Origin of the sequence: Erythrobacter ramosus, from assembly GCF_009828055.1 — a bacterium.
Classification (GTDB): domain Bacteria; phylum Pseudomonadota; class Alphaproteobacteria; order Sphingomonadales; family Sphingomonadaceae; genus Erythrobacter; species Erythrobacter ramosus.
In genome coordinates, this window is record NZ_WTYB01000001.1 from 682,422 (window position 1) to 703,352 (window position 20,931).

27 protein-coding genes are annotated in these 20,931 nt (G+C 64.2%); 14 read left to right on the forward strand and 13 right to left on the reverse strand.

Translation table 11 applies throughout. From position 1 onward, the window contains the following. The first annotated feature begins 16 nt into the window (after positions 1-16). Positions 17-517 (forward strand): GAF domain-containing protein, encoded by a 501-nt coding sequence (locus GRI59_RS03470; RefSeq protein ID WP_160759792.1) that lies wholly within the window; start codon positions 17-19, stop codon positions 515-517. A gap of 127 nt (positions 518-644) precedes the next feature. Next, positions 645-1,532 (forward strand): hypothetical protein, encoded by an 888-nt coding sequence (locus GRI59_RS15605; protein WP_183363520.1) that lies wholly within the window; start codon positions 645-647, stop codon positions 1,530-1,532. A gap of 94 nt (positions 1,533-1,626) precedes the next feature. Here GRI59_RS15605 and GRI59_RS03475 read toward each other — a convergent pair whose 3' ends face one another. The 6 genes from GRI59_RS03475 to GRI59_RS03500 all read right to left on the reverse strand — a co-directional run bounded on the left by GRI59_RS03475 (position 1,627) and on the right by GRI59_RS03500 (position 7,560). Further along, the gene (locus GRI59_RS03475; RefSeq protein ID WP_160759793.1) at positions 1,627-2,589 is read right to left on the reverse strand and encodes a ParB/RepB/Spo0J family partition protein; all 963 of its coding nucleotides are present in this window, start codon (positions 2,587-2,589) and stop codon (positions 1,627-1,629) included. Further along, the gene (locus GRI59_RS03480) at positions 2,586-3,362 is read right to left on the reverse strand and encodes a ParA family protein (RefSeq protein ID WP_160759794.1); all 777 of its coding nucleotides are present in this window, start codon (positions 3,360-3,362) and stop codon (positions 2,586-2,588) included. The genes GRI59_RS03475 and GRI59_RS03480 overlap by 4 nt, the downstream gene beginning before the upstream one ends. A gap of 56 nt (positions 3,363-3,418) precedes the next feature. Beyond that, complete coding sequence (gene rsmG / locus GRI59_RS03485) at positions 3,419-4,045, reverse strand: 16S rRNA (guanine(527)-N(7))-methyltransferase RsmG (RefSeq protein WP_160759795.1); 627 nt, start codon at positions 4,043-4,045, stop codon at positions 3,419-3,421. Further along, positions 4,042-5,904: a tRNA uridine-5-carboxymethylaminomethyl(34) synthesis enzyme MnmG gene (mnmG, locus tag GRI59_RS03490; RefSeq protein ID WP_160759796.1), complete on the reverse strand. Its 1,863-nt coding sequence runs from the start codon at positions 5,902-5,904 to the stop codon at positions 4,042-4,044. The genes rsmG and mnmG overlap by 4 nt, the downstream gene beginning before the upstream one ends. Positions 5,905-5,993: 89 nt before the next feature. Beyond that, positions 5,994-7,289 (reverse strand): tRNA uridine-5-carboxymethylaminomethyl(34) synthesis GTPase MnmE, encoded by a 1,296-nt coding sequence (mnmE, locus tag GRI59_RS03495; protein WP_160759797.1) that lies wholly within the window; start codon positions 7,287-7,289, stop codon positions 5,994-5,996. Positions 7,290-7,296: 7 nt separating this feature from the next. Further along, positions 7,297-7,560, reverse strand: coding sequence for a DUF6489 family protein (locus tag GRI59_RS03500; protein ID WP_160759798.1), 264 nt, complete (start codon positions 7,558-7,560; stop codon positions 7,297-7,299). A 98-nt stretch (positions 7,561-7,658) separates the two neighbouring features. On the opposite strand from GRI59_RS03500, the gene GRI59_RS03505 reads away from it, so the two are divergent. Both GRI59_RS03505 and GRI59_RS03510 read left to right on the forward strand, forming a co-directional pair. Next, entirely contained in the window at positions 7,659-8,357 is a 699-nt protein-coding gene (locus GRI59_RS03505; protein ID WP_160759799.1) for a dienelactone hydrolase family protein, read from the forward strand. Beyond that, the gene (locus GRI59_RS03510; protein ID WP_160759800.1) at positions 8,354-8,752 is read left to right on the forward strand and encodes a nuclear transport factor 2 family protein; all 399 of its coding nucleotides are present in this window, start codon (positions 8,354-8,356) and stop codon (positions 8,750-8,752) included. The genes GRI59_RS03505 and GRI59_RS03510 overlap by 4 nt, the downstream gene beginning before the upstream one ends. Here GRI59_RS03510 and GRI59_RS03515 read toward each other — a convergent pair. From GRI59_RS03515 to hemE, 4 genes are all read right to left on the reverse strand, one after another. Further along, positions 8,749-9,141 (reverse strand): BLUF domain-containing protein, encoded by a 393-nt coding sequence (locus tag GRI59_RS03515; RefSeq protein ID WP_160759801.1) that lies wholly within the window; start codon positions 9,139-9,141, stop codon positions 8,749-8,751. The two genes, GRI59_RS03510 and GRI59_RS03515, sit on opposite strands and share 4 nt — an antisense overlap. Positions 9,142-9,202: 61 nt before the next feature. Beyond that, on the reverse strand, positions 9,203-10,468 hold the full coding sequence (rho, locus tag GRI59_RS03520) for a transcription termination factor Rho (protein WP_160759802.1): 1,266 nt from the start codon (positions 10,466-10,468) through the stop codon (positions 9,203-9,205). A 202-nt stretch (positions 10,469-10,670) separates the two neighbouring features. Beyond that, positions 10,671-11,114, reverse strand: a complete 444-nt coding sequence (locus GRI59_RS03525; RefSeq protein ID WP_160759803.1) for a CopD family protein — start codon at positions 11,112-11,114, stop codon at positions 10,671-10,673. Between the two features lie 4 nt (positions 11,115-11,118). Further along, on the reverse strand, positions 11,119-12,135 hold the full coding sequence (gene hemE / locus GRI59_RS03530; RefSeq protein WP_160759804.1) for a uroporphyrinogen decarboxylase: 1,017 nt from the start codon (positions 12,133-12,135) through the stop codon (positions 11,119-11,121). Positions 12,136-12,447: 312 nt separating this feature from the next. On the opposite strand from hemE, the gene GRI59_RS03535 reads away from it, so the two are divergent. The 10 genes from GRI59_RS03535 (at position 12,448) to GRI59_RS03580 (ending at position 19,026) form a co-directional block, all read left to right on the forward strand. Beyond that, entirely contained in the window at positions 12,448-13,293 is an 846-nt protein-coding gene (locus GRI59_RS03535; RefSeq protein ID WP_160759805.1) for a pyruvate, water dikinase regulatory protein, read from the forward strand. After that, entirely contained in the window at positions 13,290-13,883 is a 594-nt protein-coding gene (locus GRI59_RS03540) for a Maf family nucleotide pyrophosphatase (RefSeq protein ID WP_160759806.1), read from the forward strand. The genes GRI59_RS03535 and GRI59_RS03540 overlap by 4 nt, the downstream gene beginning before the upstream one ends. Continuing rightward, a complete protein-coding gene (gene aroE, locus GRI59_RS03545) occupies positions 13,880-14,737 on the forward strand; it encodes a shikimate dehydrogenase (RefSeq protein WP_160759807.1) in 858 nt (285 codons plus the stop codon). Before GRI59_RS03540 ends, aroE begins: the two co-directional genes overlap by 4 nt. Beyond that, complete coding sequence (gene coaE, locus GRI59_RS03550; RefSeq protein WP_160759808.1) at positions 14,734-15,318, forward strand: dephospho-CoA kinase; 585 nt, start codon at positions 14,734-14,736, stop codon at positions 15,316-15,318. The genes aroE and coaE overlap by 4 nt, the downstream gene beginning before the upstream one ends. Before the next feature lie 63 nt (positions 15,319-15,381). Continuing rightward, on the forward strand, positions 15,382-16,086 hold the full coding sequence (gene dnaQ, locus GRI59_RS03555) for a DNA polymerase III subunit epsilon (RefSeq protein ID WP_160759809.1): 705 nt from the start codon (positions 15,382-15,384) through the stop codon (positions 16,084-16,086). A gap of 63 nt (positions 16,087-16,149) precedes the next feature. Continuing rightward, on the forward strand, positions 16,150-16,716 hold the full coding sequence (gene hpf / locus GRI59_RS03560; RefSeq protein ID WP_160759810.1) for a ribosome hibernation-promoting factor, HPF/YfiA family: 567 nt from the start codon (positions 16,150-16,152) through the stop codon (positions 16,714-16,716). Between the two features lie 160 nt (positions 16,717-16,876). Beyond that, a complete protein-coding gene (locus GRI59_RS03565) occupies positions 16,877-17,338 on the forward strand; it encodes a PTS sugar transporter subunit IIA (RefSeq protein ID WP_160759811.1) in 462 nt (153 codons plus the stop codon). 16 nt (positions 17,339-17,354) lie between these two features. Next, on the forward strand, positions 17,355-17,843 hold the full coding sequence (locus GRI59_RS03570; protein WP_160759812.1) for a PaaI family thioesterase: 489 nt from the start codon (positions 17,355-17,357) through the stop codon (positions 17,841-17,843). A 1-nt stretch (position 17,844) separates the two neighbouring features. Then, positions 17,845-18,186, forward strand: coding sequence for a DUF1491 family protein (locus GRI59_RS03575; RefSeq protein ID WP_160759813.1), 342 nt, complete (start codon positions 17,845-17,847; stop codon positions 18,184-18,186). Between the two features lie 192 nt (positions 18,187-18,378). Then, a complete protein-coding gene (locus GRI59_RS03580) occupies positions 18,379-19,026 on the forward strand; it encodes a cell wall hydrolase (protein WP_160759814.1) in 648 nt (215 codons plus the stop codon). A gap of 174 nt (positions 19,027-19,200) precedes the next feature. Here the strand turns inward: GRI59_RS03580 and xth are convergent, their stop codons facing one another. Genes xth through GRI59_RS03595 form a run of 3 tightly spaced genes read right to left on the reverse strand, consistent with a single transcriptional unit; the run spans position 19,201 to position 20,837 of the window. Further along, on the reverse strand, positions 19,201-19,995 hold the full coding sequence (xth, locus tag GRI59_RS03585) for an exodeoxyribonuclease III (protein WP_160759815.1): 795 nt from the start codon (positions 19,993-19,995) through the stop codon (positions 19,201-19,203). Between the two features lie 38 nt (positions 19,996-20,033). Beyond that, a complete protein-coding gene (locus GRI59_RS03590) occupies positions 20,034-20,366 on the reverse strand; it encodes a HesB/IscA family protein (protein WP_160759816.1) in 333 nt (110 codons plus the stop codon). Positions 20,367-20,405: 39 nt separating this feature from the next. Further along, positions 20,406-20,837 (reverse strand): CBS domain-containing protein, encoded by a 432-nt coding sequence (locus GRI59_RS03595; RefSeq protein ID WP_160759817.1) that lies wholly within the window; start codon positions 20,835-20,837, stop codon positions 20,406-20,408. Positions 20,838-20,931: the final 94 nt, after the last annotated feature.

Genomic DNA, 20,931 nt, shown 5'->3' on the forward strand with positions numbered 1-20,931 from the left:
AAGGCCACTGACCGCGATGTATGATTTCAAACCCGCCGCACCGCTCGCCTCGGATGAGCTTTACCGCGAGCTGCTGGGCGCGGCCGACGCGTTGACCGCGGGCGAGCCGGATGCGGTCGCCAACATGGCCAATGTCGCGGCACTCTTGTCGGAGTTTCTGCCTGATCTCAACTGGGCGGGCTTCTACCGGGTGGCTCCAGCCAAGACCGGCGGCGTGGACGAGCTGGTGCTCGGGCCCTTCGCGGGTCGCCCCGCCTGTATCCGCATTCCGTTCGGCATTGGCGTATGCGGCGCAGCGGCGCAAAGTCGCGCCACGCAACTTGTCGCCGATGTCCACGCCTTCCCGGGCCATATCGCCTGCGATGCGGCGAGCGCGAGCGAGCTGGTGGTGCCGGTGCTGCGCAATGGCGCGGTCATCGCGGTGATCGACCTCGACAGCCCCTCCCCGGCGCGCTTTACCGCCGCCGATGCCGCTGGAATCGAGGCGCTGGCGGGCCTGCTCGCTGACCGGATCTGAGCGTTTCCCCCGGCGACCTTCCCGAAACGGGACAGCGCTGACAGCACCGCTTGGGCACGCGGCGGACTCGGTGGTAAGCTTTCGCTAACCATCAGCCCAATCCGGCTGATTCAGGGGGAAATTGCCCATGTTCAAGCTTTCGTCGACTGTTTCGCTCGCCGCTCTGGCCCTCGCTATCCCGGGGGCGGTGCAGGCGCAGAATTATGCCGATCTTCCGCCGCTTTCGCCGATGAGCGAAGCTGAAATGCGCTCGATCCCGAGCGAATACCGCACCGCGCCGGTGGTGATGCAGGCTGAAGAGACCGTGACGAACGTCAACGGGGTCGAGACGATCACCCGCACCCGTCGGATCGACGGGCCGCCGCCGCGCCCCGCCGCGCCGCATCACGGTCACGCGCCCGCGCCCGCACAGCACCACGGCTATGCGCCGCAGATGGGCTACGCCCCGGCCTATGCGCCTGCTCCGGTGGTGTTCGAGCGCCAGCAGTGGATCGACGAATGCCGCCGCCGCACCAAAGATCAGGGCAAGGATGACACCGGCCTGATCATCGGCGGCCTGCTTGGCGCGATTGCTGGCGGCTTTGCCGGTTATGAGATCGCCGGCGCAGGCGACCGCGTGCTTGGCACCGTCCTCGGCGTTGGCGGTGGCGGATTGATCGGCGGATTGCTGGGCAGCATCTTCGACGGGGATGATGACGAGGACCGCTACGATTGTGAAGCCGCGCTCGACAGCTACCTGTCGCACTACGGCGCGCCCGGCCCTCGCATCGCGAGCCGCGAGATCGCCTACCCGGCGCAGGGCTATTCCTATGGCTACGGTTACCCGGCCAGCTATTCTTACGGCTACACCTACGCCCCGCCGCCGCAGATGGTGATGGTGCCGGTGCGAACCGAGGTACAGCAGCAGGTGGTGGTGCGCGAGACTGAGCGTTACGAGACCTACACCGTCCCGGGCGCCGCGCGCGTGATTGATCCGGCCCCGCGTCCGTCGCCCAAGATGATCAAGAACCGCTGATTTGCGTTTGCCCCCTCGGGGGACAATAGAAAAGCCCCGCAAGATCAGGCGACCTTGCGGGGCTTTTGCTATATGGTGGTAAGCCGCGCGGCGATCAGAACTCGCCGCCGGTCAGCCGCTGGCAAACCAGATCAAGTTGATCTAGGGTCGTGTAGCGGATCGTGATCGTGCCCTTGCGCGGATCAACCTCTGACTTGATCTTGACGCTTAGCCCGAGAAACTCCTCGAGATGTTGCTGAACGGCCAGAATATCAGCATTTTCAGTCGGTTGATACGGCGCAGGTGCAGGCCCATCGGCCCGCTTTGCCGGCTTGCGGGTCAGCGTTTCGACATCGCGCACCGATAGCCCCTCGGACACCGCGATCTCTGCGATCAGCACCGCATCATCCCTCCCGATCAGTGCGCGGGCGTGACCCATCGACAGCTGGCCCTGCTCGATCAAGCCGAGCACCGGCTCGGGCAGCGACATCAGCCGCATCATGTTGGCGACGTGGCTGCGCGATTTCTCGACCATCTTGGCGATGTCGACCTGGATCATGCCCTCGTCTTCGGACAGGCGGTGATAGGCGCGCGCTTCCTCGACCGGGTTCAGATCCTCGCGTTGAAGGTTCTCGATCAGCGCGAGCGCCATCACCTCGCGTTCGGAGAGGTTGCGCACCAGGGCCGGGATCTCATGCAGCCGCGCCTTCTGTGCCGCGCGCCAGCGGCGCTCACCCGCGACGAGCTGATAACCCTCACCATTGGGGTGCGGGCGGACAATAATCGGCTGAATCACGCCCCGCGTGGCGATCGACGCGGCGAGTTCGTCCAGCGCGGCTTCATCGAAATACTTGCGCGGGTTGCCCGGCAGCGGCTTAATCGAGGCCAGCGCGAGATTGCGGAGCGGCGAGCCGACCACTTGCGGCGCATCCGCCGAAGCATCATCGCGCCGCACCAGCGGTTCCTCCCGCCGGGTTTCGCCGAGCAAGGCGCCCAGCCCCCGGCCCAGCCGCCGCGGCTTGTCATCGCTGCGCGAAGTCACAGGCGAATCAGCAGGTTGCGTCACGTTCTCACTCATGCGGCTTGTCTTTCTGCGGGAAATCGCCCGATCAATTCGCGCGCCAACGCCATATAGGCGCGGCTACCGGTGCAATGCTGGTCATAGATCAGCGCGGGAAGCCCGTGGCTCGGCGCTTCGGAGAGGCGCACATTGCGCGGGATCACGGTTTCGAACACCAACTTGCCCAGGCAATCGCGCACATCGTCGGATACCTGATCGGTCAGGCGATTGCGCCGGTCATACATCGTCAACGCCACGCCGATAATGCCAAGATCGGGATTGAAGCGCTGCTGGATCTGATCGACGGTCTGGAGCAGCTGACTGAGCCCCTCCAGCGCAAAAAACTCGCATTGCAGCGGCACCAGCAGCGTATCGGCCGCGCATAATGCGTTGAGCGTCAACAGGCCGAGCGACGGCGGGCAATCTATGAAGCAGATGTCGTGTCCGGCATGATTCGCCAGCGCCTTGTCGAGACGGTGCGTTCGCCCCTCAACCGCGACGAGCTCAATCTCCGCACCCGACAGGTCAACCGTCGCCGGGATGAGATCGAGGCGCGGAATGCTGGTGGGGACGATCGCGCTGGCAAGCGGCACTTCGTCCACCAGCAGATCATAGCTCGAAACCCTGCGCGATTCGGCCCGAACGCCTAATCCGGTCGAGGCGTTGCCCTGGGGATCGAGGTCGATCAGCAGCGTCCGCCACCCGGTCGCCGCCATCGCCGTAGCGATATTGATCGCGGTGGTGGTCTTGCCCACTCCGCCCTTCTGATTGGCAATCGCGATTACGAACATGGTTGTTCCCGTCCTTCCGCGCGCCGATTCACGCTGAATCCGCACAGTTTCGCGTGTCAGGCCTTCACAATGATTCCCGCGTCGGGATCGGTCAAGGAATGTTTCACGTGAAACATTGCTCGAATCGAAGGCTTGAGCGTTTCCAACTCCTGCGCCGCCGAGCGCCCCTTGGGCAAGACATAGGCGGTGGCCCTTGTGGAGAAGGGTGCGGATAGCTCAAGAAGTTTGGGCAGCGGCGCGAAAGCCCGTGCCGAAATGGCGCGAGCCGGGAATGGCGTAACCCGTTCCAACCGCTGACCTTCGACGCGGCATTTGGGCAGGCTCAGCGCCGCAATCACCGTTTCGAGGAATTCAACCCGGCGCGCGCGGGATTCGACCAGCACCACCGGCATGTTGGGGCATAAAGCGGCGATCACGATGCCGGGGAAGCCGGGTCCGCTGCCGAGATCGAGCCACGGCCCCTGCGCATTTGGTCCCAATGTTTCACGTGAAACATTTTCGATGAGCTGGGCCGAGTCGGCAATGTGCCGTTGCCACAGGTGCGCCTCGGTCGCTTTGGCGATCAGGTTCTGGCGCTGATTCTCCTCCAACACCAGCGCGGCGAAGGCGTCGATCCGCGCCATGCCCTCGGCATCGGTCAATCCAGCGACATAGGCGCGGGCTTCGGTCTCATTGGTAATCATGCCGCGCGCTGCCCGTTGGCGAGGCGGCGGGCATGGACCAGCAGCGCAGAGAGCGCGGCAGGGGTCACTCCCGGTACGCGTCCCGCAGCCGCCAGTGTCCCCGGAGCGGCTTTGGCCAGGCGCTCGACCATCTCATTGGAAAGGCCGGGTACTTCGCCGTAGGGGAAATCAGACGCGAGCGGCAGCGCCTCGCTTGCGCGCAAATCGCGCAATTCGGCGTCCTGCCGGGCGAGGTAGGGCGCGTAAGCGGCGTCTTCGGCCATCTCATCGGCCAGCAGCGGATCAAGCGTCGTCACCTCACCCAGCCACGGTGCCAGCGCTTGGGGCGTTACGCCGTCATAGCGGAGCCATTCGGCGAGCGACCTTTCACCCTGATCACGGCGTACCGAAAGGCCGAGATCGGCGAGTTCGCGGGCGTGGACCTTCTGCGAATGTTTCACGTGAAACATTTCGCGGGTCGCTTCGCGGCGTTCCCACCACTGGCGGCGCTCTTTGCCGATGCAGCCCGCCTCGACGCCCATCCCGGTGAGACGGGTCGCGGCGTTATTGGCGCGCAGGCGCAGGCGGTATTCGGCGCGGGCGGTTAGCATGCGGTAAGGCTCCGACACGCCCTGCAAGGTCAGATCGTCGACCATCACGGCAATATAGGAATTGGCGCGATCAAGCCGGGGTGCCTGCTTGCCGAGCGCCGCTGCTGCTGCCTCAAGCCCTGCGACAAGCCCCTGCGCCGCGGCTTCCTCGTACCCCGTGGTACCGTTGATCTGCCCAGCGCAGTAAAGCCCGGGGATCGCCCGCAACTGCAAATCCGGCGTCAGAGCTCGGGGATCAATGTGGTCATATTCCACCGCATAACCCGGCTGCACGATCACTACCCGCTCGCAGCCCGGCATTGTGCGCACCACGGTCTCCTGCACATCGGTCGGGAGCGAAGTGCTGATGCCGTTGGGATAGACCATGTGGGTGTCCAGCCCCTCGGGCTCAAGGAACACCTGATGCCCCTCACGATCACCGAAGCGGTGGATCTTGTCCTCGATCGAAGGGCAGTAACGCGGCCCCGCCGCCGCAATCGCGCCGGAGAACAGCGGCGAGCGGTGGAGGTTGGCGCGGATCGCATCATGGCCCGCCTGCGTGGTGCGGGTGATTGCGCAGAACACTTCGGGATTGACCCGGCGCGGAGTGAGTGCAGACATCGTCCAGGCCTCACCGTCCGAAGGTTGCTCTTCCAGCACTGCCCAGTTGATGGTGCGGCCATCCAGGCGGGGCGGTGTGCCGGTCTTTAGCCGTGCCATCGGCAGCTCGGCGGCGCGCAATTGTGCGGCGAGGCGCTTGGCCGCGTTCTCACCGATGCGGCCACCTTCATAGCGCTCCTCACCGCGGAACAGGACCCCACCGAGGAAGGTGCCCGTGCACAACACCACGCGCGCGGCAGTGAGGATCGTGCCGTCGGCGAGTTCCAGCCCGGCGACTGTGCCGCCTTCCAGCACCAAGGCAGCGGCCTCGCCCTGCACCAATGTCAGGTTCGCCTGCGCGCCGACAATCGCCTGCACCGCCGCCTTGAACCGCACCCGGTCAGCCTGCACGCGCGGGCCCCAAACGGCACTGCCTTTGGAGCGGTTGAGCATCCGGTAATGGATCGCCCCAGCATCCGCCGCGCGGCCGATCACCCCGTCAAGCGCGTCAACCTCGCGCACCAGATGGCCCTTGCCCAGCCCGCCAATCGCCGGATTGCAGCTCATCGCGCCGATGGCATTCAGGTCGAAGCTGACCAAAGCGGTGCGCGCACCCATGCGGGCCGCCGCGCAGGCAGCCTCAACCCCGGCGTGACCGCCGCCGATGACGAGGACATCGAAGGAATGCATGGGGGCGCAGATAGGCTGCGGTGGGCGGATCGTCAAAGATGATTCGGCCCGGCCAATGTTTCACGTGAAACATTTTGGGGGCGCCGAGCTCACTTGCCGATGCAGAAGCGCCCGAACAGGGTGTCGAGCATATCCTCTGTGGTTGCCCGTCCGATCAACCGGTCAAACGCCACGCGGGCCCGGCGCAGTTCTTCCGCGACCAGTAGCGGGTCGGTGAGTGTCTTTGCTGCCGCCAGCGCTTCCCCCGCCTCACTCAGCCGCGCGTGCTGCCGTGCGTTGAGCGCCGCTTCGCCCGGCTTGGGCAAAGCGTCTCGCGCTGAAGCCACAAGAGCAGTCTTGAGACCCAACAGCCCCTCCCCAGTCGCTGCCGACACTGTAAGGCGCGCTGTCGTCTTAGCGACAAAGTCCGCGCGATCAGCCTGGGCCGCGATCTCCCAAGCACCCTCGGGTCCCTCGCCTTCAGCCCCGAGCCACAGCACCACATCGGCACGCAGCAACTCGGCCATGGCGCGGTCGATGCCGATAGCCTCGATCTGGTCAGCCTCGGCGCCCATCGCGACCTCACGCAGGCCCGCGGTGTCGACGAAAGTGAGCGGCACGCCCGCAATCGCGACCGAGCGTTCGATCACATCTCGGGTCGTTCCCGCAATGGGCGAGGTAATCGCCGCCTCGCTTTCCACCAAGGCGTTGAATAACGTCGATTTCCCGGCGTTGGGCGGCCCCGCGAGCACCACGCGGAACCCCTCCCCCAATCGTTCGGAGCGTGGGCGAGCGAGCCATTCGCCAATCTCGCTCGCCAGCGCATCAATGTTCCACGTGAAACATTCCGGCAGATCGGCGGAGTCTTCCTCGTCCGAGAAATCCAGTACGCCTTCGACCTCGGCGGACAACACCAGCACCCGCTCCCGCCAGCTTTCCACCTGCCGGGACAAGGCCCCGCCGAGGTTCGCCAAAGCAGCGGCGCGTTGCAGTTCGGTCTCAGCGGTGAGGAGATCGCCCAGCCCTTCAGCCTCGGCGAGATCAATGCGGCCATTGGCGAAGGCGCGGCGGGTGAATTCACCCGGTTCGGCGCGGCGCAGCCCCGGGAGCGCCGCCAGCGCTGCCTCCACCGCAGCAATTACCGCGCGGCCGCCATGGCAGTGGAATTCGGCCAGATCTTCGCCAGTCGCGGTATTTGAGCCGGGAAACCACAGCACCAACGCCTCATCCAGCGAAGCGCCTGCACTATCCCGCAGCTTCGCGAGCGAGGCCCGCCGCTGCGCAGGCACCCTGCCCGCCAAGGCCTGCAAGGCCGCACCCGCTTGCGGCCCGGAGACGCGGATCACGCCCACACCCGCAGGCGGCGCGCCGCTCGACAGCGCAAAGATCGTCGGCCTGGAATTCATCGCAGACTTAATCGGAGCCTTTCGACCCGGCCGATCCGCCTTGCGCAGCCTTCATCCCGCTTTCGACGAAGCTCTGGAACAGCTTCAGCCCCACTTGCCCCATGGGCGCCAGGGCCGAGGCATATTGCTGCAACTGGTCAGGATTGGAGACACCCTGCATCGCCTTGGTGATGTTGTCGACATAGACGTTGTTCGCCGCTGACACGTCAGGCAGGCCCATAAAGCTGCGCGCTTCTTCGGGGGTGCAATCGACTTCGATGGTGATCTTCATGGCGCCGCTCTCCTTGTCCCTCATTTGCGCTTGGCAGCGCGGCAAGGCAAGAGATAGACGATAGGCCAAAACCCCCCGAGCTACGAGAGAGAGACCCCATGAGCCTCAACGCAACCATCCCCACGCTGGAAGCCGATGCCAGCTTCGGCGCCTATGTCGCCCGCCCCGAAGGCACACCGCGGGCTGCGATCATCGTCATTCAGGAGATCTTCGGGGTGAACCCCGGCATCCGCCAGAAGTGCGACAAGCTGGCTGCCGAAGGCTATCTCGCGGTCGCGCCGGACCTGTTCTGGCGGTTGGAGCCGGGCGTCGAGACGGATCCCGATGTCGAGGCGGAATTCCAGCGCGCCATCGGCATGATGGGCCAGTTCGATCAGGACGCCGGCATCCGCGATATCGAGGCGACGATCCACCACATCCGCCGCACGCTCGGCGTCAGCAAGGTTGGCTGCGTTGGATACTGCCTCGGCGGGCGACTAGCGTTCATGGCAGCGGCGCGCACGGATATTGACGCCAGCGTGGGCTATTATGGAGTCGGCATCGACGGGTTGCTTGGAGAGAAGCACGCCATCGCCCACCCGGTGATGCTGCACATCCCCACCAATGACGGCTTTGTTCCACGTGAAACACAGGCCGCGATGCACGCCGGGCTGGACGATCACCCCAAGGTGACGCTGCACGATTATGAGGGGCTGGACCACGGCTTCGCGACCGAAACCGGCCAGCGCCGTGACGAGGCTGCCGCGACTCTCGCAGACAGCCACACCGCAGCCTTCTTCGCCGAGCATCTGGGATGAGCGGTCACGCAGGCCTCGCCCGGTGGCACGACTACATGATGGGCGGCAGCGATCCTGCCGACCTGTCTGCCCTGCTGGCGGACGACGCGGTGTTCCACTCCCCCGTGGTGCACACGCCGCAGGCCGGCAAGGCGGTGGTGATGGCCTATCTGGTCGCCGCCTCGCACGTGCTGGGGAACGATAGCTTCCACTATATCCGCGAGCTGGTGGACGGAGACGAGATGATGTTGGAATTCGTCACCGAACTGGACGGGATCGCGATCAACGGCGTCGATATCATCCGCTTCAACGATGAAGGCCAGATCATCGACTTCAAGGTGATGGTCCGCCCCTTGAAAGCGATCAACAAGGTCTGGGAAATGATGGGCGCGCAGTTGGCGGCGGCGAAGGGTTAATTCAGCACCGCGAAGTTGACGATCATCTTGCGCACTTCGGGGTCCAATCCCTCGGGCAGATCCCGCTCGAGCATGTCCCGGCGGCTTTCGATGCTTTCCGCGATCATTACCCGCTTCATCGCCCAGTCAGGGCAGGTCCGGGTATCGATCCCGCGGCGATCGAGCACCGAGACGCCGCTGTGGCGCGGGTCGGCGGTGATTGTGTCCATCAGACCCGCCACCGCACTCTCCTCGCCTTCCAGCAGCTGGAGGAAGTTGCGGCCGTTGAACAGCAGCAGCCCGGTGATCCCGCGCTCCGGATTGTTGCGCGCGCTGGCGGCGAGGATCGCGTCGACTTCCTCGCGCGGCAGGGTCGGCGCGGTGCTGATATAGAGATATTGGCTAAGCACGAATTCCCGTCCTTTTGACCTCTTCACCGGGCCGACCCCATGGCCCGGATTGGCAATTAACCTACTGATTCATCGTGGCGAAGAAGTCCTCGTTGGTCTTGGAATCCTTCATCTTATCGAGCAGGAATTCCATCGCATCTACGGTGCCCATCTGCATCAGGATGCGGCGCAGCACCCACATCTTGCTGAGGTTGTCCTTCTGGACCAGCAGTTCTTCCTTGCGGGTGCCGGACTTGCCGACATCGAGCGCCGGGAAGATGCGCTTGTCGGAGACCTTGCGGTCGAGGACGATTTCCGAGTTGCCGGTGCCCTTGAACTCTTCGAAGATCACTTCGTCCATACGGCTGCCGGTATCGATCAGCGCGGTGGCGATAATCGAAAGGCTGCCGCCTTCCTCGATGTTACGTGCGGCACCGAAGAAGCGCTTGGGACGCTGGAGGGCGTTGGCGTCCACACCGCCGGTCAGCACCTTGCCCGAGCTGGGCACCACGGTGTTGTAAGCGCGGCCGAGGCGGGTGATCGAATCGAGCAGTATCACCACGTCATGCTTGTGTTCGACCAGGCGCTTGGCCTTTTCGATCACCATTTCAGCGACCTGCACGTGGCGGTTGGCAGGCTCGTCGAAGGTCGAGGAGATCACCTCGCCCTTCACAGAACGCTGCATATCGGTGACTTCCTCGGGGCGTTCGTCGACCAGCAGGACGATCAGGAACACTTCGGGGTGGTTGTCGGTGATCGCCTTGGCGATGTTCTGGAGTAGCACGGTCTTACCCGTGCGCGGCGGTGCGACGATCAGCGCGCGCTGGCCCTTACCCTGCGGGGCGATGATATCGATCACCCGCGCGCTTTTGTCCTTCACGGTCGGATCAAGCGTATCGAGGTTGAGCTTCTGATCCGGATACAGCGGCGTCAGGTTGTCGAAATTGGTGCGCAGACGGACCGCATCAGGATCGTCGAAATTGACCTTGGCGAGTGTCGTCAGCGCGAAATAGCGCTCGCCTTCGCGCGGCGCGCGGATTTCGCCTTCGACGGTATCACCGGTGCGCAGGCCCCAGCGGCGGACCTGGTTAGGCGAGACGTAGATATCGTCTGGCCCCGCAAGGTAATTCGCCTCGGGCGAGCGCAGGAAGCCGAAACCGTCCTGCAGCACCTCGATGGTGCCGATGCCCATGATCTTTTCTTCATATTCCTCATCCTCGGCCAGTTCGCGCAGGATGCTGAACAGCAGATCCTGGCGGCGCATGGTCGAAGCGCCTTCGACGCCGAGTTCTTCCGCCATCGCGACCAACTCGGCCGGGGTCTTTCGCTTGAGGTCTTTAAGATGCATTTTTGTTGTGTTCCGAAAGTCTTAGTGTGGCCGGATGGTCAGTGCCTCTGCGTGGCAGAGGTGCCCCGATTGCGACGGGGCTGGGCTTGGAGAAAGCAGACCTGTGGGAGCGCGATTGACGCTCCGATACCGGATAGGTGTTCGCGAAATAGGAGCGCGCAGGCCCAAGGTCAATCAGCGATTGTGCGAGGCGCGCGCCCGATCAGAACGGCTTGAGGTAGACCAGCACCACGATCAGAACCAGCAGCAACCCCGGCACTTCGCCGATCATGCGCAGGGTCTTTTCCGAGAGCGGACGCTCCCCGCGGGCCATCTTCTTGGTCTGACCCACCAGCCAGCCGTGATAGCCGGTCAGGATCAGCACCAGCGTCAGCTTGGCATGGAGCCAGCCCGAGCTGAACCAGCCGCCACCATAGGCCATGGTCAGCCCCAGGACCCAGACGATGATCAGGCTGGGGGTGAGGATGATCGCGCGCAACTTGCCCATCCGGGTCGCCCACTTGGCCTCGCCTACGGAACCCGGTTCGTGATCGAGCATGTAGATGCACTGGCGCGGCAGCATGAACAGCCCCGCGAGCCAGAACACCATGAAGATCACATGCCCCGATTTGAGGAACAGGTAGATCGAGGAAATAAGCTCCTGCATCGGTTCAGCCCCTCAGCGCTGCGAGAAGTTCCTCGACATGCGAAATCGGGGTGAACTGCCCGATCCCGTGGCCAAGGTTGAAGACATGCGGACGGTCTTCGAAGGCGGCGATGATCGTCTTGACCCGCGCGGCGACCGCCGGGCCGCCGGCTTCGAGCAGCAGCGGATCGAAGTTGCCCTGCACCGGCATGCCTTCCGGCAGGCTAGCGTGGGCCCAGGCGGGATCGAGCGTCTCGTCGAGGCCCACCGCATCCACACCTGTCTCACGCGCATAGGCAGGCAGCTTCGCGCCCGAGCCCTTGGGGAAACCGATCACTGGGGTATCGGGGTGGGTTTGCTTGAGCTTCGCCGTGATCGCGGCATTGGGCGCAATCACCCACTTTTCGAACTGGTCAGGCGCAAGGCTCCCCGCCCAGCTATCGAACAACTGCACCGCTTCCGCACCCGCATCGATCTGGCCGCGCAGGTAGGTGACGGAAACATCAATGATCGCATCGATGATCGCCTGCATGTGCTCAGGATCACGGTAAGCGAGCAGCCGCGCCGGGCCTTGGTCCTTGGAGCCTTCGCCCGCGATCATGTAGGTAGCGACCGTCCAGGGGCTCCCCGCAAAGCCGAGCATGGTCACTTCGGGGCCGATCATGGCGCGGGTGCGGCGGACGGTTTCGTACACCGGCTCGAACCGCTCGAACGCGGGAGTGAACGCGTCGAGTCCGACCTCCAGCAGTGTCGGCGCCAGATGCGGGCCTTCACCGGCAGCAAAGGTCAGCCCCTGCCCCATCGCGTGCGGCACGATCAGGATGTCGGAGAACAGGATCGCGCCATCAAACCCGAAGCGCCGGATCGGCTGCACGGTGATCTCGGCCGCAGCCTCGCTGTCGTAAACCAGCTCGAGGAACCCGCCCTTTTCGGCGCGAAGTTCCCGATATTCAGGGAGATAGCGCCCAGCTTGGCGCATCAGCCAGACGGGGGCAACGTCCTGACGGACACCTTTGAGCGTATCGAGAAGCGGACCGGGCATAGGGTTCCTATAAACAAATCAAAACAAATTATAAAAGGACTGATGGAGTCTGTTGGCCCTGTGGATAGCGGGAATTACCGGGCCCTGCCGGACTGTCCCCTGTTTCCTGTTGGCCCCAAGCCCCCACCGAATCCGCATGGATTGGACGTCAAGCTGGCTTTATCCCCACTCTTCACAGACTGTCGACAAAACTTGTCCCGTGTGCGCAAATAGCCCGAGGAAAAGGCTAGGAGCGGGCATGAAAAATGCTCCCCAGCTTGTCCACTGCACCCTGCCGTGGTTTATGCGCCCATCTGTCCACAGGCACTCGTGATGAACCGACTCAACCTCCATCTTGTATCGGATTCGACCGGTGAGACGCTGGAAATGATCGCCAAGGCGGCGCTTGCCCAGTTCGATAACCCGAGCGTGAACCGCCACTTCTGGCCGATGGTGCGGTCGTTGCAGCATCTCGACCGGATTGTGCCCGATCTCGCTGCGCATCCGGGGCTGGTGCTCTACACGCTGGTGAACCCCGAAACGAGGAAGCGGCTTGAGGAGCATTGCCGCCATCTGGGCCTGCCCGCCGTGCCGGTGCTCGATCAGGTGACGGCGGCGCTGGAGGCGCAGCTCGGGCAGGAGGCGCATGGCCGCCCCGGCCGTCAGCACATGATGGACGAAAGCTATTTCAAGCGCGTCGATGCGATCCAATACACCATCGCCCATGATGACGGACTGGCGCATGAGGATTGGGAGGAGGCGGATATCCTGCTGGTTGGGGTGTCGCGCTCGTCGAAAACGCCGACCTCGATTTATCTGGCGAACCGCGGTTACAAGGTGGCGAATATCCCGCTGGTGGTCGAAAGCCCCCCGCCCAAGGCTCTGTTCGGCCTCAGGCACCCGTTGGTGGTGGGACTGACGACGTCCCCCGAACGGCTGGTACAAATCCGTCGCAACCGATTGTTATCGCTCAACGAAGCGACCGAGACCGCCTATGTCGATAATGACCGCGTGAAGGCCGAGCTGCAATATGCCCGGCGGATGTTCGGCGATAATGGCTGGCCAGTGATCGACGTCACCCGCCGCTCGATCGAAGAGACGGCGGCGGCCATCATCCGGCTGGCGCAGGAGCGCGAGCGTAAGCCTGCGAGCGAAGGCGGTGTGGGGAAGCCGATATGAGCAAGCATCTGATTCTCGCCAGCAAATCCGCCTCGCGCCGGGCGATGCTCGATGCGGCCGGGGTGGCCTATGACAGCATCCCCGCTGATATTGACGAACGCGCAGTCGAGGCGGGGCTGGAAGGTACCGCGCCTGCCGAAGTGGCTGAAGCACTGGCGGTCGCCAAGGCGGCGGCGGTCGCCGCGCAGCATCCGGGGGCGCTGGTGTTGGGGTCGGACTCGCTGGTGGTCGCGGAGGGTCGCCGGTTCGATAAGCCGCGCTCGGCCGAGGAAGCGGCGGAGCATCTGCGCTTCTTCTCGGGCAAGGTGATGGAGCTTCACAGCGCTGCTGCGTTGGTCCGCGATGGGGGCTGCGAATGGAGCCATGTCAGCATTGCACGCCTACATGTCCGCGAGCTGTCGGAAGAATTTATCGCGCATTATCTGAAGCTTGAATGGCCCGCCATCGGTCACACCGTCGGCGCCTTCCGGATCGAAGGTCCTGGCGTGCAACTGTTCGACGGGATCGAGGGTGACCAGTTCACGGTGCTCGGCATGCCGCTCATCCCGCTGCTGGCGGCATTGCGCGAGGAAGGAGTGCTGATCGCATGAGCCGCGCCTATGCCGAGGTGATCGGCGATCCGATTGCCCAGTCCAAATCGCCAGCAATCCACGGTTTCTGGCTCGCCAAGCTGGGGATCCAAGCGGACTATCGTGCGTGCCATGTCACGCCTGAAGGCCTCGCCGAATATCTCGCAAGCCGCCGCGGCGATCCCCTGTGGCGCGGGTGCAATGTCACCATGCCGCACAAGCAGGCGGTCATGGAGCTGGTGGGTCGGATCGCGCCGCCTGCGGCTTCGATCGGGGCGGTCAATACGGTGCTACCGAATGACGGTGGCGCCTTGACTGGCACCAACACCGACGCCAGCGGGTTTCTGGAGCCGCTTAAGGCTGATCTGGCGGAGACCCACTACTATCGCATGGCCCGCATCATGGGCACCGGCGGCGCGGCGCGCGCGATCATCACTGCGTTGGCGGGTCACGGGTTCACGCTGGTGGTGGCCGGGCGAGATCCGGGCAAGGCGCGGGCTCTGCTCGCTGAGCTGGCCCCCAAGGGCGAGCATCACGCGATCCCCCTCTCGCACTTCGCCGATCCGACCGACTTTGCCTTCGATGACCGGGAAGGGTGCCTCGATCTGGTGATCAATGCCTCCTCGCTGGGGATGACCGGCCAGCCCCCGCTCCCCTTTGACTGGAGCCATGCCCCGCCCGGCAGCATCGCCTATGACATCGTCACCGCCCCGCTCGATACGCCGTTCCTGCAAGGCGCGCGCGCCAAGGGTCACCGCACCATCGACGGGCTCTCCATGCTGATCGGTCAGGCGGCGGCCGCCTTCGAGCATTTCTTCGGCGCCGCCCCGCCCCGCGAACATGACGCTGAATTGCGCGCGCTGCTAACCCAATGACCCGCCCAAAGATCATCGGCCTCACCGGCAGCATCGGCATGGGCAAATCGACCGTCGCGGCGATGTTCGCCGAGGCAGGGATCCCGGTGTTCGACGCCGATGCCGAGGTCCGCGCGATGCAGGGGCCGGGCGGGGAGCTGGTCTCGGCGATTGAGGCCGCCTTCCCCGGATCGACCGGACCGGAGGGCGTTGACCGTGACCGACTCGGCCATCAGGTCTTCGCCGACAAAGCGGCGCTCGCGCGGTTGGAGGCCATCGTCCACCCCGCTGTCGCCGCCAAGCGTGCTGCCTTTCTTGAACAGCACCATGACAAACGTGCCGTCGTATTCGACATCCCGTTGCTGTTCGAACGCGGCGGGCACGAAGCGGTCGACACCATCGTCGTCGTCTCCGCGCCTGAAGCTGTCCAGCGCGCCCGCGTCCTCGCCCGACCGGGCATGACGCCAGAGAAATTCGCGCACATCTTCGGCCTGCAACTGCACGACACCCACAAACGCGACCGCGCGCATCATGTCATCGACACCGGCACCAGCCTTGATGACACCCGCGCGCAGGTCGCCGCGCTGATTGCCGCGCTCTGATTGCTGCAATTTGATTGCAAGCACCCCTTGCAAGTGCCCGAACATGGGAGGATAGTCCGCCCAATGCGCGAGATTATCTTCGACACCGAAACCACCGGACTCGATCCCAAGACAGGGGACCGCATGGTGGAAATCGGCTGCATCGAGATGATCGGCCGGGTCGAAACGGGCCGCACATTTCACGCCTATTTCAACCCTGATCGCGATATGCCGCCCGAGGCTGAGCGCGTCCACGGCCTCAGCGCCGCATTCCTCGCCACCAAGCCGCGTTTTGCCGAAACGGCGGACGCCTTGCTCGAATTTCTCGGCGATTCCGATCTGGTCGCGCACAATGCCGGGTTCGATTTCGGCTTCCTCAACAACGAGCTGGAATTGCTGGGCCGCGCCCCGATCAGCCTTGACCGAATGGTCGATACCGTCGCCCTCGCGCGCAAGAAGCACCCCGGCGCCAAACTCAGTCTGGATGCGCTGTGCACCCGTTACGGGATCGACCGGAGCCACCGGGTCAAGCACGGCGCGCTGCTTGATGCCGAATTGCTCGCGCAGGTCTATGTCGAACTCACCGGCGGGCGGCAGATCGGGCTTGGCCTCGCGCCGGCCGATTCTGGCGCAGGCCTTGCGGCCCAACCCACCACCAATGCGCCTTGGCACCGGCCTTCTGCCGACAAGCCCCGGCGCGAACCACGCCTTCATGTTGCCAGCCCGGAGGAGCTGGAACGTCATCGCGCCTTCATCGCCGGAATCGCCGAGGCGATCTGGACACGGTGAAGCCTAAGCGCGACTCATCGCCTTACATTGGGCTCCTCAACCTGGACGGGAGGACTATACTTCATGGATATTCGGATTTCGGGCCACCAGATGGACACCGGCGCAGCCTTGCAGGAACATGCGGCTGACCGCCTCGGCGCAGTCGTCGACAAGTATTTCGACCGTGCGATCTCCAGCCACGTGACCTTTGGCAAAGCCCCCGCGGGCGCTTTCAGCTGCGACATCGTCACCCACGTGATGCAGGGCCTGATCCTGAAAGCACAAGGCTCGGCCTACGACGCCCATGTCGCCTTCGACGATGCGATGGCCAAGATCGAAAAGCAGCTGCGCCGCTACAAGCGCCGGTTGACCGACCGCCATGAACAGGCCGATCACGCGCGCGGCGAGGAAGAAGCCGCCTACACAATCTTCGCCGTCGAGGAAGACGAGGAAGAGGAAGTGGTAGCCGACGCTCCGCTGGTCATCGCCGAAACCCGTGTCGACATCCCCACCGCCAGCGTTGCGGACGCGGTGATGATGCTCGACCTCAGGAACACCGGCGCGCTGTTCTTCAAAAATGCTGGCACCGGACGGCATAATATGGTTTACCGGCGCGCCGATGGCTCTATCGGATGGGTGGAGCCGAAATAGGGCCTGAATCAGCGGTGGCCGTAAGGGCGAAGGCCGCACTTCAAAGGCTCAGGCGGCGGAAGCAGGAGGGGTTTCGCCCCGTTCCGGCGGTGCCTTGAAAAGCATAGCCGGCCCGGATTTTCGCCACCCACGCGCGCTCGCAATCGGGATTTGCACAAGCATGGACGTCAACCTGGCTCTCTCACCGCAGGCGATTGCCTTCGCCCGGCTCGATACCAAGCCCAAGGTGCTGGCCCGAATGGCCCAGCTTCTCAGCTCGGCTTACGGGCTGGATGAAGGCGAGGTGCTGGAAAGTCTCGAAGCGCGTGAAGCCTTGGGCAGTACCGGGTTTGGGCGCGGCGTGGCGATCCCGCATTGCCGCTCCAAGGATATCCGCCGCCCGTCGCTCGCAGTGATCCGGCTCGACACGCCGATCGACTTTGCGGCGGCTGACGCGCGCCCGGTGTCATTGGTGTGCGGATTGGTCTCGCCCGAGAATGCCGGGGCGACGCATCTCCACGCGCTGGCCGCGATTTCGCGCCTGACGCGGGATGAGACGATGCTCCAGATGCTCGCCGATGCGCCTGACACCGATGCGGCCTATGCGCTGCTGACCAACCAATTCCTGCGCACCGCGGCCTGATCCGCGCCGATTTTCCATGCCCGGGAGTGACGGATTTCCTTCGGCGAGTGGGGCCCAGCAGCACTACCGGGCGCTGGAGCGGCTCTATGCCTCGGCCCCGGTCAACGCCAAGTTCGCCAGCAGCCTGAACATCACGGGTGAGGGGCAGTCGCGGTTGCGCTTCACTGTCACGCCTGAGGATTACCACGCGGCGGGCGCGGCGCATGGGACGATCTATTTCAAGATGCTCGACGATGCGGCCTTCTACGCCGCCAATTCGCTGGTGACCGACCGCTTCTTGCTCACCACCAGCTTCAATCTGTTCTTTTCAAAGCCAGTGCGCGCCGGGATTGTCACCGCCGAGGGTCGCTGGGTCAGCGGCCGCCGCCGTGTCTTCGTTGCCGAGGCACGGCTGGTGGCCGAGGAGGGTGACGAGATCGGGCGCGGTACCGGCACCTTCATGCGCAGCCGCATCGCGCTGTCCAGCCTGCCGGGTTACGCCGCTGACGGCCCGTCCGGGTTGTGATGTGAACGACCGGCTCCCCGCGCATCTCGAAGCCAGCGCGATCCTGCGCCTGGCCGAGTCGCAAGGCGGCTATGCCACGGTGCTTGCCAAGGGGGAGCGGGACGCAGGGACGATCCTCTTGGTAATGCTGTGTCGCGGAGAGGCCGGTGTGCTTTACGAAAGGATGCCCCAACTGGACGGTTCGCGCCTTTTTATTGCCGCAAAGCGGGAAAACCCTGATAATACTCAGGAATTCTCCGAATATCTGGCCCGAAGGCGGATCCAGGACCAAGATATGTGGCTAATCGAGGTAGACATCGCGGATCCTGAACGGTTCGTCGCTCAGTTGAACGATTCGCGTTGACGTAAACGGCAAGGTGGCTATCGGCCCCGCTCAATTCCTCGCGCAGGCTGGCAGGGCGGCAATTCGGTCGTAACCTACAGCACGCAGACGGGGAGCGGCCGGCAGGCTTCTTTGAACCCCCACATCCCGATTTCATCCGGATAAGGTTCCCGCCTGCGACTGTGCGCGCTCACCGCCTAATTTGTAGATTGAATGCGCCGTAAGACTGCCACGATTGTCGCGATTGCCGGGCTGGCTTTCGCAACCACAATGTTTCCGAGCGGCCGCGATGCCGCCGCGCTGGCGCAAGCCGCCACGGATCAGCCCACTCTCCCCGCTTTGGCCGAACAGGTCGAGCTCGTCCCTGAAGCGATCAGCTTCGTCTCCGAGCCGGTGGTGCAACCCCTCCCCGCCGAGACGCAATCGCCGACGCTGACGGAAGCCGGATCGCTCACTGAGCTGGTCGGCATGGTCGATACCGACGCTCCGATGAACGAACAGCTGCGCTGCCTTGCTGGCGCGGTCTATTTCGAAGCCCGCGGTGAGCCGCTGGCAGGCCAGCTGGCCGTTGCGCAGGTGATCATCAACCGCACCGAAGACGGCCGCTTCCCGCGTTCCTATTGCGGCGTTGTCGCCCAGCCGGGTCAATTCTCCTTCATGCGCGGAAGCCGGATGCCCTCCTTCCCCACCGGCACCGCCGCGTGGGATCGCGCCGTCGCTGTCGCACAAATCGCGCATCAGGGCCTGTGGGAATCGGAAGCGGGCAATGCCGTGTTCTTCCACGCCCGCTACGTCCGTCCGACCTGGAGCCGCACCAAGACGCGGCTGGCGCAGATAGACACGCATATTTTCTATCGGTGATCCTCGCGGCGTCCTTGTTGCCCTATCGCTTCGCTACTTGAGGGCATTCGCCCTTGCGGCGCTGCGCACCGATTGCGGTGACGAGTTCGGCGTTCTGCTCTGATCGGCCCATAGGGCCGCAAGGGCGACCGCCCGCCCGCAGCCGCTCGCGCGTAGCGCGAAACGCGGCGAGGATTACAAAGAAAGCTGTAACCAAACAGGCGCGTGGTCGCTCGCTTTCTCCCGCCCGCGATGCACCTTGTCGACGCCGCAGGCTTCCAGCCGGTCGGCGCATTCGGGTGACAGCAGGATGTGGTCGATCCGGAAGCCGTGGTCACGCTGCCAGGCGCCCGCCTGATAGTCCCAATAGGTCCACACACCCCCGCGCGGGTTGTGGGTGCGCAGCGCGTCTGTCCACCCGTCAGCGAGGAAGCGGGCATAGGCGGCGCGGCTTTCGGGCTGCATCAGCGCGTCGCTCGCCATCGCCTTCACCGACCAGACGTCGTCATCTTCGGGGATCACATTGAAATCGCCGAGAACCACGGTGGGCACTTCCTCAGCCCAGATTTCGGCCATCCGCGCGCGCAGCTTTTCCATCCACGCCAGCTTGTAGGTGAATTTCGGCCCCGGATGCGGGTTGCCGTTGGGCAGGTACAGGCAGGCGACGCGCACGCCGCTAACGTCCGCTTCAAGATAGCGCGCCTGTTCCTCGTCGCCCTCATTCGGGCCAGGGATGCCGAGACCGCGCTGCACTTCGGTAAGGGTGTAGCCCGCAGCCGTATCGACCAGAATGGCGACCCCGTTGAAGCTCTTCTGCCCGTGCCAGATCGCGGAGTAACCCAGCGCCTCGATCTCAGCGGCAGGGAAGCCTTCGTCCTGCGACTTGATCTCCTGCAAGCAGGCGACCGCCGGGCGGGTTTCTTCCAGCCATTCGAGCAGACGCGGCAGGCGCGCCTTGATACCGTTAATGTTGAAGGTGGCGATTTTCATGGCCGCTCTGATGCCTCAAAGCGCCGCGCGGGTCTAACCTAAATCCCGAAACTCGCCCCGCAACCGCAGCCAGCGGCGGCTTGCGGGTTTTCGACCTTGAAGGCCGCGCCGCCCAGTGATTCGACGAAATCGACCGTGCTGCCCGCGATCAGATCCAGGCTGACGGAATCGACCACCAGCTTCACGCCATCGGTTTCCGAGATCGAGTCATCCGCCTCGGGCCCGTCGGCCAAGTCGAACTTGTACTGGAAGCCCGAACAGCCCCCGCCTTCCACAGCCAGCCGCAGGATCGCGGGGCGCGATTGCTTGCTGGCGATCAGCGCGACGCGCTTGGCGGCGGACGGGGTGAGGATCAGGGGCTCGGCGGTCATAGCTCTCATTTAGGGCGCGCAGACGCGTTCCTCAAGCGGTCACACTGCCTGAATGTAATTGCGCAGCGCTTCGGCCTCGTGCTGCACCTCGTCCATCTTGTGCTTCACGAGGTCGCCGATCGAGATGAAGGCGATCAATTGTCCCCCCTCGACCACCGGAAAGTGGCGGAAGCGGCGGCGGGTCATCAGGCTCAGCGCATCGTCGATCGTCGTGGCCGGCTCTACGGTAATCGCCGGCGATGTCATGATTTGCTCGACCGGCAAATCGAGGCACGCCCCACCATGGTCGGCAAGCCGATAGATCACATCGCGTTCCGACACGATGCCAACCACCTTGCCATCACGCAGGACCGGCAGCGCACCGATGCGCCGGGTGGCCAGAATGGCAACCGCATGGCTCACCGGGGTGGTGACGTCGCAGGCGATGATGTCAGATGAGCCGCGATGGGCGATGATTCGAGCAATGGTCATAACGACTCCCTCTCTCTCAGACCGGGAAGGTGCCATGATCGCAGCCAAAAAGCGAATCCGCGTGAGCACTCGTCTTGCACCGCACGTATCAGGC

Coding starts and splice junctions, on each gene's coding strand:
- rho (WP_160759802.1), bottom strand. CDS start 10,468: ATGCATCTTAAAGACCTCAAGCGAAAGACCCCGGCCGAGTTGGTCGCG.
- GRI59_RS03580 (WP_160759814.1), top strand. CDS start 18,379: ATGCGCCGTAAGACTGCCACGATTGTCGCGATTGCCGGGCTGGCTTTC.
- rsmG (WP_160759795.1), bottom strand. CDS start 4,045: ATGATTACCAATGAGACCGAAGCCCGCGCCTATGTCGCTGGATTGACC.
- hemE (WP_160759804.1), bottom strand. CDS start 12,135: ATGCCCGGTCCGCTTCTCGATACGCTCAAAGGTGTCCGTCAGGACGTT.
- aroE (WP_160759807.1), top strand. CDS start 13,880: ATGAGCCGCGCCTATGCCGAGGTGATCGGCGATCCGATTGCCCAGTCC.
- GRI59_RS03510 (WP_160759800.1), top strand. CDS start 8,354: ATGAGCGGTCACGCAGGCCTCGCCCGGTGGCACGACTACATGATGGGC.
- xth (WP_160759815.1), bottom strand. CDS start 19,995: ATGAAAATCGCCACCTTCAACATTAACGGTATCAAGGCGCGCCTGCCG.
- GRI59_RS03500 (WP_160759798.1), bottom strand. CDS start 7,560: ATGAAGATCACCATCGAAGTCGATTGCACCCCCGAAGAAGCGCGCAGC.
- GRI59_RS03525 (WP_160759803.1), bottom strand. CDS start 11,114: ATGCAGGAGCTTATTTCCTCGATCTACCTGTTCCTCAAATCGGGGCAT.
- mnmG (WP_160759796.1), bottom strand. CDS start 5,904: ATGCATTCCTTCGATGTCCTCGTCATCGGCGGCGGTCACGCCGGGGTT.
- mnmE (WP_160759797.1), bottom strand. CDS start 7,289: ATGAATTCCAGGCCGACGATCTTTGCGCTGTCGAGCGGCGCGCCGCCT.
- hpf (WP_160759810.1), top strand. CDS start 16,150: ATGGATATTCGGATTTCGGGCCACCAGATGGACACCGGCGCAGCCTTG.
- GRI59_RS03480 (WP_160759794.1), bottom strand. CDS start 3,362: ATGTTCGTAATCGCGATTGCCAATCAGAAGGGCGGAGTGGGCAAGACC.
- GRI59_RS15605 (WP_183363520.1), top strand. CDS start 645: ATGTTCAAGCTTTCGTCGACTGTTTCGCTCGCCGCTCTGGCCCTCGCT.
- GRI59_RS03595 (WP_160759817.1), bottom strand. CDS start 20,837: ATGACCATTGCTCGAATCATCGCCCATCGCGGCTCATCTGACATCATC.
- dnaQ (WP_160759809.1), top strand. CDS start 15,382: ATGCGCGAGATTATCTTCGACACCGAAACCACCGGACTCGATCCCAAG.
- coaE (WP_160759808.1), top strand. CDS start 14,734: ATGACCCGCCCAAAGATCATCGGCCTCACCGGCAGCATCGGCATGGGC.
- GRI59_RS03570 (WP_160759812.1), top strand. CDS start 17,355: ATGCCCGGGAGTGACGGATTTCCTTCGGCGAGTGGGGCCCAGCAGCAC.
- GRI59_RS03470 (WP_160759792.1), top strand. CDS start 17: ATGTATGATTTCAAACCCGCCGCACCGCTCGCCTCGGATGAGCTTTAC.
- GRI59_RS03540 (WP_160759806.1), top strand. CDS start 13,290: ATGAGCAAGCATCTGATTCTCGCCAGCAAATCCGCCTCGCGCCGGGCG.
- GRI59_RS03505 (WP_160759799.1), top strand. CDS start 7,659: ATGAGCCTCAACGCAACCATCCCCACGCTGGAAGCCGATGCCAGCTTC.
- GRI59_RS03475 (WP_160759793.1), bottom strand. CDS start 2,589: ATGAGTGAGAACGTGACGCAACCTGCTGATTCGCCTGTGACTTCGCGC.
- GRI59_RS03565 (WP_160759811.1), top strand. CDS start 16,877: ATGGACGTCAACCTGGCTCTCTCACCGCAGGCGATTGCCTTCGCCCGG.
- GRI59_RS03535 (WP_160759805.1), top strand. CDS start 12,448: ATGAACCGACTCAACCTCCATCTTGTATCGGATTCGACCGGTGAGACG.
- GRI59_RS03590 (WP_160759816.1), bottom strand. CDS start 20,366: ATGACCGCCGAGCCCCTGATCCTCACCCCGTCCGCCGCCAAGCGCGTC.